We start from the raw sequence: 13,490 nt of genomic DNA, 5'->3' as shown, positions 1-13,490 counted from the left end.
GCTGATCAGGCCAGCACGCGAACCATCGTGTGCGCGCCGCTTGCGCGACAGAAGATCAACTCCACCCGTGCCACCCGCTCCGCCGTCGCGTTGGACAAGAGCGACGCGTAGATCCCGAGCTGCGTGAAGTACGCGTCGACGGTCGCGGCAGTGACGCCGAGGTCGGTCTTGTAGTCGGCGATGACGAAGTCGTCGCCATCGCGGTAGACGAGGTCTGCGATGCCCTCGATCGCGGTTTCACCGTCGGGAGCCACCCCGTACAGCGGCATCTCAGTCCAGTGCTCTGCTGCCGCCGCTCGGCGAACCACGCCGCACGCCAGCGTCGACCGCACCATCGACGTGAATGACTCGATGTCGGTGACGCCCGCTCTCCGGCCGATGGCCTCGGCGACCTCCGCCACCGACGGATCATCCGGCTCGACGAGCCCGATCGTGTCGAGGACGGCGTGCAGCGCGGTCCCGACCTCCTTGCCATGGTCGACAGCTCCGGTCGACGACGGCAGCACCTCGTCGTCGGGCCGAACCGGCACTGCGTAGCCGCCTCGCACCGCGGATTCGGCCGGCGACTCTCCGTGCACGATCGACGTCACCGACAACAACGACACCTTTGACGAGTTCTCCTGCACTCGTTCGGTCGTCGCGAGCCACTCGTCCCACGTCTCGCCGATCGTCGGCCGCTCAACAGTGGGTTCCTCGAGCCGCTCAACCTCTAGAAGCTCAGGCACCACCGGGGCGAGAACAGCGTCAAGTCCGGGCTGCAGGACGGCACTCCACGCATCGCGCGTCCCTCCGTAGCCCGAGACCGCCAGCTGCGACTCGGCCCGGGTGCACGCCACGTACAGCAGCCGGATACGCTCGGCCATCGCATGCTGCTTCTCGCGGGCGCTTGCGGCCTCGTAGTCGACGCTCTTCGCACCCTTCGAGATGTAGGAGTGCATGACCCCGTCGTCGTCGACGATCAGCGCCTCGGCCGCACGCCGCACTCCCCCACTCATCCCCGCGAGCACCACCATCGGGAACTGCAGACCCTTTGCCGCGTGAATCGTCATGATGCGGACCGCATTCACACCGATCTCCGGCAGCACCGCCTCAGCGACGCGGGCGGTCTCCTCCTGCTGTGTCAACGCCCAGTCGAGGTATTCGCGCAACGATCCGCGGTCCTCCTCGTACCAGGCGTGCGCCTGGTCGACGACGAAACGCAGCCGTCGCCAGACGTCCCGGTGCCGCGGAGAGTCCATCGACACCTCGAACACCCGCCGGTCGACGGCCAGCTTGCTCAGCAGCCGCCCCGGCGTCAGCTCGCCCAGCTCGAACCACACCGCACGCAGGTAGCGCAGCCCGGCGGCGACAGGCGACTCCTCCAGCGCGGCCGGCGGATCCCCGTACCAATTCCACCTGCCGCCAGCCGCCTTCCACCTCAGGAGATCGTCGTCACCACAGCCGAACAGCGGAGTGCGCAAGGCGCCGACCAGCGCGGCCTCGTCCGCGGTGTTGGCCAATGCTCGGGCAGTGAGCAGCAGGTCGTGGACCTCCTGCGTCGAGTACACAAGCGACGACGCCTCGGATCGGAACTCGATCCCAGCGTCGTCCAGCGACCGCTCGAGGTACGGCAGCACCGTGCGCGACGGGATGAGGATGCAGATGTCCCGCAGGGCGATCGGCTGGTGCGCGTAGCCATCTCCCGCCCGCACCTCCTTCCGCCACCCGTCAGTCACAGCGGTGTAGATGATCTGCGCGACGTCGCGCGCCTCCCGCGTCCGCGCGAGTTCGCTTGCGCTGAGGTCCGCCTCGCCTTCGGCAACATCAGACGTGTCTGCGAAAACGAACGCACCCGGCCCGTCAGCGGGATCCCACTCCGGCCGGCCCGGCGCAGCGTCGAGCGGCTGATACTCCGGCTGAATCCGTGGCTCGGCTGCGATGAGCCCTCCGAACACCTGGTTCACCCAGGAGATGACGGGCACCGTCGACCGAAAGTTAGTCGTCAGACTGACGATGTCGCGGGCGGGCGTCGCCTCCCGCGCGGTCATGTACGCGGCGATGTCGGCGCGACGGAAGCGGTAGATCGACTGCTTCGGGTCGCCGACGGTGAACAGCCGTCCCTCGGCGTCGGCACCGGCGACGATGTTGTTCACCAGCTCGAGCTGCAGCGGATCGGTGTCCTGGAACTCGTCGAGCATGATCCGCTCGTACCGAGCGTGCACCGCCTTCTGCACCTGCGAGTCACGAGTCACGTTCCGCGCCAGCACCAGCAGATCGTGGAATTCCAACGCGCCCGTCCGCCGACGGTGGTCAGCCTCGTCGAGCACTATGCGCGACAGGTGATGCGTCAGCACGTCGACGGCGCTGCCGATGTAGCCACCGGCCACCTGCGGAGCAAGCGCCTTGAGCTCGCGCAGCAGTACCTTGATCTCGTCGACTCGAGCCTTGCCGCCGCTCCAGCACGCCCCTCTGCCCTTGTTGGGCGCACCCGGCGCTGCGAGCGCGAGGGGCACCCAGCGGTCGGAGTCGATACCTGCGCGGAGCTCGTCGCGCCAGGCCAGCACTTCGGAGATTCGTACGGCGAGCCCGTCTTCGGGGTCCAGGCAGTCGCCGAGACAGTCGGCGAGATCGTCGACAAGTGCGGCGATGTCACTGATGTCGGCCTCAGCGAGAACCGGAGCTGTGTCGGCGACGACGAGCCGATCCCAACTCCGATCGAGCGCATCGGCGTAGTTGCGCACTTGGTCGATCGACGCGCCGGCGGCAAGGATGATGCTGGTAGCGGCGACGAGGTCGGGTGGGCACACGTCGCGATCGCCGAAGAGCTGCGCGCGGATGCGTTGCCAGCGATGTTCAAAGCCGAGTTGCGAACCCAGCGCGTCGACGACGGAGATCCATGGCGGCACATGCGCTTCCAACGGGTGCTCGCTGATGATCCGGGCTGCGAACGCGTGCAGCGTCCCTAGCGCGGCGGTATCCACGGCGAGCAGGGCTCGTTCCGCGCGGTCACCGCTATGACGCGCCAGTTCGACGCGAACGCGTTCGCGGAGTTCCGCGGCGGCCTTCTCGGTGAAGGTGATGGCGGCGATACGGTCGAGGTCGACGCCGTCCTCGATCACGAGTTGGCAGATGCGCGACACCATCGCGTGGGTCTTACCGCTGCCGGCGCCGGCTTCGACGAACAGGGTGCTGCGGGTGTCGGTGGTGATGCGTCGGCGGGCGGCGTCGTCGACGAGTGTCTGCTCGGTCATCGTCACTTCCCGTACTTCGCCGTGTACTCGGCGATCTCGTCGACGTCGTCGAGGTTGGTCCAGCTGCGGCGAAGGCCGGCGATTCCGATCAGCTCGAGCAGCTCGTCCCCCCAATGATTCTCGACAGGTTTGGGCGGGAAGTACCCGGCGCGGATCGCGTCGCACACCAGACGGAGGTCCTCGACGAGGATGTCCTGAACCGCGCCGTCGATGCGGTATCCGACCTCGGCATAGCCGCCCTTGCGGGTGACAAACCAGTAGCGCGTGTCAACGGGAGCCCCGAACTCGCGGGCGGCGTGGGCGTAGATCGGGAGCTGGAACTTCGTCCCCCCGTCCGTGGGTGTCCCGTCGGTGATCCCGCCGAACGGCTTGGGTGAGCCACTCTTGTAGTCCGTGACGCGGGCTGCTCCGTCACGGAGATCAATTCGGTCGACGGATCCCAGCAGTGTGATGGGCGCTCCGGGCAGGACGAGCTCGACGCCGTGGAACTTGTGCTCGACGGCGTGGGGTCGCCAGCCGGTGCCGTGGTCGGCGAAATCGTGCTCGTAGAAGTCCTCGATGTCAGCCCGGATGCGCGCGCGGTCCCGGTCCCACAGCTGCGACAGCCACCCGGGTGAGTTCGCACGCTCGCGGGCGAGTTCTGCGTCGGCCAACGCCAGCAGTCGATCCAGCGACGGCCCGTCGCCGTCGATCCGCTCCTGGATGTAGCTCTCCAGCGTCCGGTGGATGACGTTGCCGCTGGTGAGCGCGTCGATCTGCGGGTCCGCGTCGGGGTCGTCGAGGACACGCACCCTGAGAATGTCGGTGAGGAAGTAGCGGTAGGGGCTCGCGACCCAGCGTTCGAGAGTGGTTGCGGCGATGGACTCGTCGAAGACGCGGATGAGGTCGGCGACGCCGGAGACGTTGCCGTTGAAGCGGGTGAACCGGCCGTGGAGGCGGTCGCTGCGCATGGCCATGCCGAGGGCGACGATCGGGTCGTCGAGGACGCCGCGGCGCTCGCGTGCGGGGACGACGGCCAGCGCGCGCTGCCGCCACTCGGTGGCCGACGCCGCGCTGGTCCCGAGGCGCGGGTCGACGGATTGCACTGCGGAGTCGAACGATTCGACGCTGACGATGGCGTCGACACCGCGGGTGTCGTCGCCCCAACTGGTGATGCCAACCGGGTGGCCGGCGAGGTGCTCCAGCGTGGGAAGCAGCCACCGCGACGGGACCTTCTCGGCGCCTCCACGGAGGCTGCCGCGGGGGAAGGTGATCACGCGGTGGTGCTCGCCGGCGGCGAGGGTGCGTTCGAAGACGGCGCGCTGGTAGGCGATGTCGTCGGCGGGCGTGATGCCGGTGACCTCGGGCGGCAGCAGCGGGTTCGGGGTGCGGCGCGCCGGGATGAGCCCTTCGGCCGCTCCGACGATGATGCTGACGTCGAGGTCGCGGCCGACGCCGTCGCTGAGCGGTTCGATGCTGACACCGACGCTGCGGCTGCCGACGCGCCCGATGTGCGATCGGATGCGGGTGTCCATCGCGTCTGCGATTCGCGCTGCAGTCGGCGCTGGCGCGATGCCCTCGATCTGCGTGAGGTCGGCAGTGAAGGATTGAATTGCCTCGAGATCTCCTGCGCCACCCTCGTTGGTCGGCGGTCGAACCATCCCGTCGATCAGGCCCGCCAGCGCGGTGGACACCTCGGCCCAGTCCGCGGACCGGTGGATCGCGCGAAGGTGGCGACGCAACTCGGTGACCCACGAGTAGACGGCGATGGCCGTAGCAGCATGACTGCCTTCGACACGTCCGGGAGCCAGACGCTCCCAGTCCTCTCCCCGCACGACCGGCACCGTCTTGCGCGTCAACCGTTCGATGAGCGGCTGACCCACTGTGCCGTAGGCCAGCGGCGGACGGGACAGCGCACCTTGGGACAGTGCGTCAAGCAGTTCGCGTCGCGGGATGTCGTCGGGATCGAAGTTGGGCAGCGTCCGGAGCGTGCGCGCGATTGGCCGGTCAGCAAAGCCTTCGGCGGCCGGCCCGTTGAACACCACGCCCGCTGCCGTCAGGTGCTCGTGCAGCAGGCGCAGATACGGTTCGCTCGACCCGTAGTGGATCCCGATGCGATTGCCGGGCGTTCCGTCGGCGAGGTGTTGTCGAACCAGCCGCGCGACCGCACGCACCTAATCGTCGGCGTCGAAGGCGTGGATGACCTGCGTCCCGAACGCCGGCTCCGGCGGGTCGACAACAGTTCCCCGGGCCGCGAGCGCCTCGAGCAGCTCCTTCTCCTGCGGTGTTCGCGGCGTCGGGCAGTAGATGATCACCCCACCGAGCGAGTCGAGGTTCTCCATTGCCGCGCGGCGCGCCTCGAACGGCGTGTAGTAGCGGTCCCCGAGCGTCGCCAGCGCCGCGTCGTGAATCCGCAACAGCTCCGCCACCAGCGGCGTCGGCGCCGAGATCGACGAGCGGTCCAAGTGAGCGATCTCCCACGACGCCGACGCAAGGGTGTCAGCCGTGCTCGGCCGGTCGGCAGTCTCTTCGAGCGACCATAGATTGACAACAAGTTCGTCGTAGATCGCCGTGCGAACTAACTCGCGAGAGAGCGCTGATCTATGCGTAAGCCGCTTCGAAGCAGCCCTAGCCGTAAATGCGGCAACTGCAATGACCAAGTTGTTCGCACCGCTGGAAATAGACAGCGCAAGAACCAAGTCTCTCCGTGCTCCGTTGCTGGGGACGAGTGACGTCCTAGGAGCTAAACTCATCAGCACCAATCAAATCGAGAAGCGATCTTCATCGACCCTTCGAGATGTGTAACGCACCATCCTTCACGATTTTTCCCAATTCGCTGTCATCTAAAATGTCTAGCAATCGCGACCCTGTCGAGTAAGTCGCACGGACATAGAGTTTTCTTGCCCAAATCGACCTACCCTTGCCCTCATACGCCATAACCTCTGTGGCCAATACGCGAAGGAGATTCCGATTTCGGGCGAGCGACGTCCGCTCGAATAAGCCGACCAGCTCGTCTTCCCCGAGCGGGTTAGCGCTTGTTGTAATAAGGTCTCCCAACACCTCGTGTCGCATCCACGTTCGCCGAAGGGCATTTCTCGCACTACCCATAAAACGATCCGCATGCATGTCAGGAAAGCGCAGGCAACAGATGTCCGGAAACAAGCAAAGACTGAGGAAGCTCCATGTCTCGTCATAAGACGCATCAGCCGGAAGGATTTTCAGTTCATCGTAAAGAATCCCACCTAAAATGCGGTCAAACTCCGAGACCGACAATTCCGAGTCACCCAGACGCTTTGCGGCAGGAGAAATTTGTGATAGCACAGTTGCCCGCAGATTGTGGCACTGTTCCTCATCGACGGGCGTGCCCCCCGTCGGGACAGGGCTAGCTTTGGGATGAGACGGCCCCGCCAATGCAACAACCGCGTCCAGTCCCCCCCTCCTATAGGCGGCTCGAACGTCGTCCAACTGCTTGATCGCGGCCGCCATCGGAAGCCTCGGATAGACGAATTGCTTCAAGGCTCCACCACTAGAGAACGGACGGGATCGAGACCTTGCGCGAGCAGTTGCTCGAACCGATTCGGATCTTCGATGAACACCCTGCAAGTCGTGGCCAGACTCTGCCCTAAAACAAGTTGAGTCATCGAGTTCACGGTATTCGCAACCGATTCCATGTCTGACTCGAAGTCAAACCCATCACCCCCGTGTTCATTCGCGATCTTCGAAATGAGCGATCGCAAGATCTCGGCCCTTAGTAAGGGTAGAAACCGCCGGCCCTCCACGACGTCTAGGGCTGCGATCCCCCCTGGGTGATTAGGATTGATCAAGAGCCGCACCGAGCTTAAAAAGTTTTCGTTTAACTCCGAGAAATTCATTATCAAAATCCATGGGATGTTTCCAAAGCCTAATTCCTCTAGCTGCGCGGCCTCCGTTGGGAACCGTCCCATGAAGCCGTCGAGCTCAACCCTTGATGTGTCGCTCGAATGAAGTCGCGCTCCATGCACAGGGGACTGAAATTTGCCGGTAGATACCGTCCTGGCCCCAGCCACCAAGTGGCCACTTATGCGGATGGACTGTGCGACCTCACCCAGTGGCAGGTTGACCCCAAGGCGTCGGTTTCCATCCATCTGGTCGAGACCGACAAACGTGTGGCTCGACAGAAACCGACGTCCGCTGTGTGGGCAATCCACTAGCACGACGGCTTGCACCTCGCTCTCCCTAGTCAAACCCGTTTCCGCTATAAATAATTCGGCGTCTACGCGCAGAACGAAGCCAACTTTTAGCGGAGTGCGATAATCCCAGTTCGAGACGCGTCCATCCGAATCCTCAACCGAAACGCCACCGACCTCCAACCAACGGTCGGTCCACTGGACCGACGTGTTTGAAGCGACCCTATGTGGATAAATGCGAAGCCGAGCCATCAGATACTGACAATCTTTGGCACTACATCTATCGCGATACCGTCCTCGTGCAAGAAGGCAAATTCCGCAATGTCAGTAGGACCAAAGCTCCTCGACCCCGCCTCGTATTCGGAGGGACCGACTACCCACCCCAGCACGCGCACCGCACTCTCGTCGTGCCAGCTACCGCCTTCAATTCCAACCGAAACATCTATCGCGATCACGGCGCCCTTTGGGGGCGCATTCACTAGCTTGACTTCAACACGTGACTCCATCCACCCGTCTTCGATCTTTTCCGGAAACCCTACAGGTGACAAAGCTATTCCGGCCCGTGTAGAAGACCGACTGCTCCTGCGCTTTGTGCTTTCTCCGAAGGTTGTCGAAACCGGCGAGGAATCCAAGAAAGAAGAGGCAACTAAATCCGCCAACGAGTCGCCTAGTGCGGCCGTTGGAAGCATTACCCCACCACTCGGCCCAAGCGGTATCGGAGACGGCAATAGGAACTTGTCTACGGCAGACCTTATTTCGCGCATCGCGACGTTCACATCACGCCGTTGCCGTTTATCGCTGACAGCAGCGGAAATCCAGTCATCATGCGCCGGCGGCTCGGCCATCGCAAAGGAGTCATCGACCGCGCTCACCGGCTTGAAAACACCCGCCCAGCAAAACCCGTCTACGCTCAAGATGCCGCGTTCAAGATACCGAACTACGAGTTCTGCTTGATTTCGCATGAGAGCTACAGAATTTAGAGGCCCATCCTTCTGCTCGGTTACCGGGAAACGAACAAGAGCCAGATGCCCGAGCAACTTTCCGGGCCTGACTGACCGAATCTCTGAAACATGTACCACGTAGGGCGGGTTACCGTCGGTGCGCACGTCGCCTTGAGCCTTCCTCACGGCTGCAAGACAGTGCGCGTAAGCAGAGTATTGCTCATCGCGCGCGGTCCAATCTATCTGACGAGGAGAACCGTTGAGCAACAACGAGATTCGCATCTGACGGATCCCATCCTGCTCCTTCAATAGCTTGGGCCACAGATTGGAGCGAATTGCTTGGCTGAGCGCACTGACGAAGTCAAGATCATCTTCATAGTCTAGATCTGGGTCGAGAATCAGAATGGACGTTCCGGTGTCAGAACCGGTGAACGGTAGGGCGAAGATCGCCTCCCCAAGAATCCGCGCCGACTCTCCTACAAGCGGCAGGATCGGAACGTCTCCGGACGTGTCGCCCCACCAGTGACGACCCGTGTATCGGAGATCTCCATCAGAATACCCGTCCCCAACGGCTGATCCAATCAGTCTGTATTCCAAACCATGCGCGCCTTGACAGCGCGTCCATAGCAGGATGGTGCCAACTCGACTCGCGAGGAAAGCTATAGTCTTCCCAAAGCCGTATGTCCCGCCACCCAAATGCACATCGCGCGGTGCGCCTACGTTAAAAACCAAATCTATGAAGTTTGTGTCGGAGCCCGGGTCAACCGCTAAATCATTCCTGATCGGGCCATTCAGACCCACAGTGCCGCGATCCGCAATTTCGACCACACGGATCGAGTCTCTCGATAGCAATCGTTGAAGACCCGATATTTCGCTATTGTCCGTGAAAACCTTGCCTTTCAGGATCTGCACACTATCAGATGTTAGAGTCCTGAGGTCAATCGAGAAGTCGATGACAGCAGATGAGATTCCAGCATCCCAGCTGTTCTGTGCTGTCTCACGAACTAGGAGATTAGTTCGATCGAGGCTCGGCGTACCGAGCAATCGTTGTGCACCGGACCCATCGAGATCGCCTGGACCAAAAGGCTTCGCGTACCGCACAAGCCCTGTCTCGACTGCGTCGATGCTCCCATGTGCGGCGGAGCTGTCTCTCATAGCCGCAGTTGAGTGCATCCGACTACGCCTCTTAGTCTTGGGAGACGACGAGGTTTGACCTCCGCGTGCTACCTCCACAGCTTGCTTGAACGAACCTCCCGCCTTCAAGGCCTCCTTCGCTGCCGACCACGGTTCGCCGGAGACCGGCAGGCCTGCAGCACGCATATGTGCAGCCAGAACTGTATTTTTCGACACTGTCCGACCAGAAAAGAAGGCGCGAACCGGCGCCAAAGCGGTCTCCAAATCTTTGTCACCCATTGGCGAAAAGACTCTCTAAAAAGGCTTGGAATGACATGTCTTTCATCGACTCTGGAAGCGACCCAGTCGCGAGGTTGTATTTGACGCTACTTACACCTTTTAAGTCGCGGGTCGCAATTTTCGAGCGGCGCAACCCCGGAAACTCTTCACCTACGAGCCAGCTCGTTATTGACCGCAGAGAAAAACGAGTATCGAATGGCGGCTGCGACTCATAAACGTATCCCACGTTTGCAATCCGCTCCAATAACTCTTGCCGAGGAAAGCCGAGCCCCAGAACGCGATCGATTCGATCGTCTATTGACGGTCCGTTGACGTCGGGAGCAACGTGGACGAGACTTAGCACTAGCACTCCACTCACAGGTGGGTCCAACTGATCAAGGCTAGATATACGAATCGCAGACGCGTCGGGGCTTGCAGTAGTCTTAACCTCGATGGCGCCGCTCGGTGTCACGAAATCATGCATCCCACCGTTGGGTCCGATCCATGCATTCGCCGCAGACACTGCGTCGAGTTCAGCAGCTAGCGCCAAAATCTCGAGTTCACCAGTCAGACCCAGTACTGCGTCCTCGGTCACAGATGTGGCGCGCCGCAACATGGTCCGCCAATCATCGAGAGCTTGGACACATGTCGCTATCGGGGTCGACGAATTCTCGCGAATACGCGCCAGAACGTCATCAACCAACCGATCAAAGACCAGTTCGAGGGATGGCACTTTGCAATGCAGGTCCAGAAAGGCTATGTCGACGTGACCTACTCGAAGGATTCGTGGCGTCAAAGCCACACCGTTGCTTGTGTCGTCGGTCGGCACGGAAGCGCCTCCCGATGGAATCAGTAGGTGCTTCTGCCCGATCGAATCAATTCCGACCAAACCCTCCCCGTCGGCGATGCTCATCCCAGTCGACCGTGTGAGCAACTTCGTACCGTCTACTATCGAGTCTTGCGCACGAAGAAAGGCGAAGTGATCCCCGACAGATTCGCTCATATAGAATTCGCCACCTGATCACCATCCAAATTGAGGTCGCCCTCCGTATCGTCAGGAAGCTGGTCGTCATCGGGGTCGACTGACCACTGCCAGTCAGGTCGAACAGAATAGTAGGTACCGGGGGACGCGAAACCCTGCCGGTCCGTTTCCGGAAAAATAATCCCAATACCAATTAGGTGATCTGGCGCTTCCATGTTGCGCCTGTTACCAGCCGTTTGCTCCGTACCCATTGGGTGGGATCGCCGGTCTACCGGATAAATTGCGATCAAGCCGTTCCCAGAGCAGTACTTTCGTCGGATTTGTCGCGGCGTCGCCGAGCTGTCCTCCCCCTTTAACTCATCGCGACCAATGTCTGCAAACCAGTCATTGTGCGACATAAGAGCCTTTATGTTGGCGACCCCCTGCCCTGCCGGAGGGTGTTTGAGAGGTGCGCGGTTCAGAGTACGCACTCGACCAAGCACGCCTAGATCAGCGCTTGACTCGAGACTCGCCTCTCCGCCAAGGCGAGAATTTCCAATCACGACAGCGTTCCATTGCGAGTTTTGGGCGACCTTCTCAATCCAACCGATCATGTGGTCGGCCCGCATCCCCAGTTGGTTTTCGTGGAACGTGTACTGCCGGAGTAAATTGGTTACCTTCGATGCTGGAAGGTTACGCGCGACCCATCTCTGGCGATTCTTCTCGTCGCGAACCCACAGACCGCTCTCTGAGCCGACGAATTGGAGGGCGGCTTGCCTATTACGCTCGATAATATTTTGGTCCGCCTCAGAGAAAATAAAAGTCTGCAGACGCTGGCCAGAGTAGCTCATCTCGACGATGGATGCCCAACGCATCTTATTTCGTGCGACTATGGCTAATCTCCCAGGATGAGCGCGGACACGCACACCCAATTCGCGCGGCGTGAGCTGCTGTTTCTCCATATCTAGGATATCTTGACGCAACTCGTGTTCCACGAGCGCGAGGAACCTAAATTCCTCTGCAAGGCTTGGTTGCATCCAAACTCGCGGCAGGTCTTCGTAGCCGGGTCGGTAACCAAACCATCGCCCCATTTGAAGCAATGTGTCGTAAGTATTTGAAGTTCTGGTGAAGTAGGAGACCACCAACCCCTCAAGAGTAAGGCCTCGAGAAAGGGTGCCCCCGCCGACTGCTATAACTGTCTCAGCCAACTTCCCAGAATAATCTAGACGATCGTCAGAAGCACCGTTGTCAACTACGACTCGAACGTCTTGTATAACCCGTGTTAGAGCTTCCACGACTTCATCCCAGCGAGGCAGCGGTAAGGTGGCAATCTCTCGCGCTCGAAGCGCTTCGTGGTCGAAAGATTCCCTGAAACGGGTCGAATTTTCGTCGGCCGCCTCGACACGGAGCGTATTTAGCAGGCTTTCAATCCTGTCGCGAAGTGCGAAATGAGGATGAATATAATGAGTGGTGTGGACAAGCATCGAACTATGAGCGTCATATTGACCCCTGCATCGTCTGATTGCCGTAGCTAACAGGAACCAAACTGTAGCGTCCGCCAAGCTGTTGGGCAGCTTCGGCGAGAACGTAGATCGCGCATCGGCATTAGACGGTGGCCGAAGCGCAGCAGCGTCATCGTCTGAGATGTCTCGGACTACATCAAGGCCTGGGTCTGGCGAATCGGTCTCGTCTTGTGGTTCTCGCCCAAAAACACGTTCGGCACCGAAATAGGCAGCCGGTCGCGGCAGATCTAGTATGAAGTCTTCTGGATACAGATCCTCTTCATCGTTCGGGTTCATGAAGATATTTGCAAACGGAGTGGCAGTGTAACCGACATAGGTACCTGTGGGAATCTCCGCCCAAATTTCTTTTATGAGCTGGTTGATTTTGGTGACCTGGTCCGCACTGCTGGCAGAATTTGGGGTTGCCTGATCGGCTTCGTCATCCAGCAAGAGAATGGGCGTGCGCCGGCGGATATCAATCGGCACATTACGCAACCAATTTCGCAGCTTCTTGAGTCTGGCAGGATTCTTCTTCACCACCGCAATAGATTTAACGCCTCTACCCAAGAATGCGGTACCATTAACTATATTCCCAAAGTCGGCGGTGTCCGATGTCAACGGGACCCAGTCGTCATCGATTATATCTTTGCTCAACCGTACCTGAGTCTGGCGACGAAGATTGTTGTGTAAACCAGACAGGACGATAAACAGACAATAGCCTGCGTCCGCCGCCTTCGCCATAACTGCGGTATAGTTTGCGGTCTTCCCTGACTGGACGTAACCTAGTACGAGTCCGCGCTTCGACAGATTTCTGACGTTCGGATCGGCCAAGTGGGCCACGACCTTAGTGGAAGCGTTGTCGATCTCATCGACAACATCGCGCATGCTTCCAGAGTCGAGTTTTTTCTTTAGGCGTGGCCAAATTTCATCACCGGCCTCTGGGCCCGTGTACCAGCCGACTAGCCGAGCCTCGTCCTCGAGGGACGGTCCGTCCGCGAACACGCCTGGTGGCGTATCTAAGAGCATGTTTCGGCTTCCCTCACGCCTTATGCTTTCAACGGCCGGCTTCAGCTCAGATAGAGCGACGCCCATGCCTCGCGAGATCGACTCAGCGGCCTTGTCAATCGTTTCGCCGTGACGGCGCATGCGGTCGATGAGGGTCTGACGTGCGAATTCAGTGTCCATAACTCCAGTTTCAAAAACTTCGTCGAACCGAACCTACCTCAGAACCGCCCAGCCCTAAGGCCCTTTGCCGTAAAGTTACGTTCGAGCCGCGCGCGACCACCTGCAGGTTCGCCCGTAGGCCCATGCCTCGGTGG

8 protein-coding genes are annotated in these 13,490 nt (G+C 60.6%); all 8 read right to left on the bottom strand.

Features of this window, described 5'->3' with window-relative positions; translation table 11 throughout:
* Positions 1-5 precede the first annotated feature (5 nt).
* A complete protein-coding gene (locus tag ACXVUM_RS13215) occupies positions 6-3,230 on the bottom strand; it encodes a UvrD-helicase domain-containing protein (protein WP_458522234.1) in 3,225 nt (1,074 codons plus the stop codon).
* Positions 3,231-3,232: 2 nt separating this feature from the next.
* Positions 3,233-5,383, bottom strand: coding sequence for a PD-(D/E)XK nuclease family protein (locus ACXVUM_RS13210; protein ID WP_458522233.1), 2,151 nt, complete (start codon positions 5,381-5,383; stop codon positions 3,233-3,235).
* Positions 5,384-5,908 (bottom strand): hypothetical protein, encoded by a 525-nt coding sequence (locus ACXVUM_RS13205; RefSeq protein ID WP_458522232.1) that lies wholly within the window; start codon positions 5,906-5,908, stop codon positions 5,384-5,386. It abuts the gene before it with no gap.
* A gap of 82 nt (positions 5,909-5,990) precedes the next feature.
* On the bottom strand, positions 5,991-6,725 hold the full coding sequence (locus tag ACXVUM_RS13200; RefSeq protein ID WP_458522231.1) for a hypothetical protein: 735 nt from the start codon (positions 6,723-6,725) through the stop codon (positions 5,991-5,993).
* Positions 6,722-7,414: a hypothetical protein gene (locus ACXVUM_RS13195; RefSeq protein WP_458522230.1), complete on the bottom strand. Its 693-nt coding sequence runs from the start codon at positions 7,412-7,414 to the stop codon at positions 6,722-6,724. The genes ACXVUM_RS13200 and ACXVUM_RS13195 overlap by 4 nt, the downstream gene beginning before the upstream one ends.
* Before the next feature lie 212 nt (positions 7,415-7,626).
* Entirely contained in the window at positions 7,627-9,228 is a 1,602-nt protein-coding gene (locus ACXVUM_RS13190) for a hypothetical protein (protein ID WP_458522229.1), read from the bottom strand.
* A 493-nt stretch (positions 9,229-9,721) separates the two neighbouring features.
* Positions 9,722-10,621, bottom strand: a complete 900-nt coding sequence (locus ACXVUM_RS13185) for a PD-(D/E)XK motif protein (RefSeq protein ID WP_458522228.1) — start codon at positions 10,619-10,621, stop codon at positions 9,722-9,724.
* An 86-nt stretch (positions 10,622-10,707) separates the two neighbouring features.
* Positions 10,708-13,356 (bottom strand): Z1 domain-containing protein, encoded by a 2,649-nt coding sequence (locus ACXVUM_RS13180; protein WP_458522227.1) that lies wholly within the window; start codon positions 13,354-13,356, stop codon positions 10,708-10,710.
* Positions 13,357-13,490 lie beyond the last annotated feature (134 nt).

The sequence above is a fragment of the Williamsia sp. SKLECPSW1 genome (assembly GCF_054332755.1).
Note: the sequence above shows the minus strand (reverse complement) of the source record. Positions and strands in the feature narration are given on the sequence as shown.

Bases quoted from the DNA above. Each gene is read 5' to 3' on its own strand.
- ACXVUM_RS13185 (WP_458522228.1), bottom strand. From the start codon at position 10,621: ATGAGCATCGCCGACGGGGAGGGTTTGGTCGGAATTGATTCGATCGGG.
- ACXVUM_RS13215 (WP_458522234.1), bottom strand. From the start codon at position 3,230: ATGACCGAGCAGACACTCGTCGACGACGCCGCCCGCCGACGCATCACC.
- ACXVUM_RS13180 (WP_458522227.1), bottom strand. From the start codon at position 13,356: ATGGACACTGAATTCGCACGTCAGACCCTCATCGACCGCATGCGCCGT.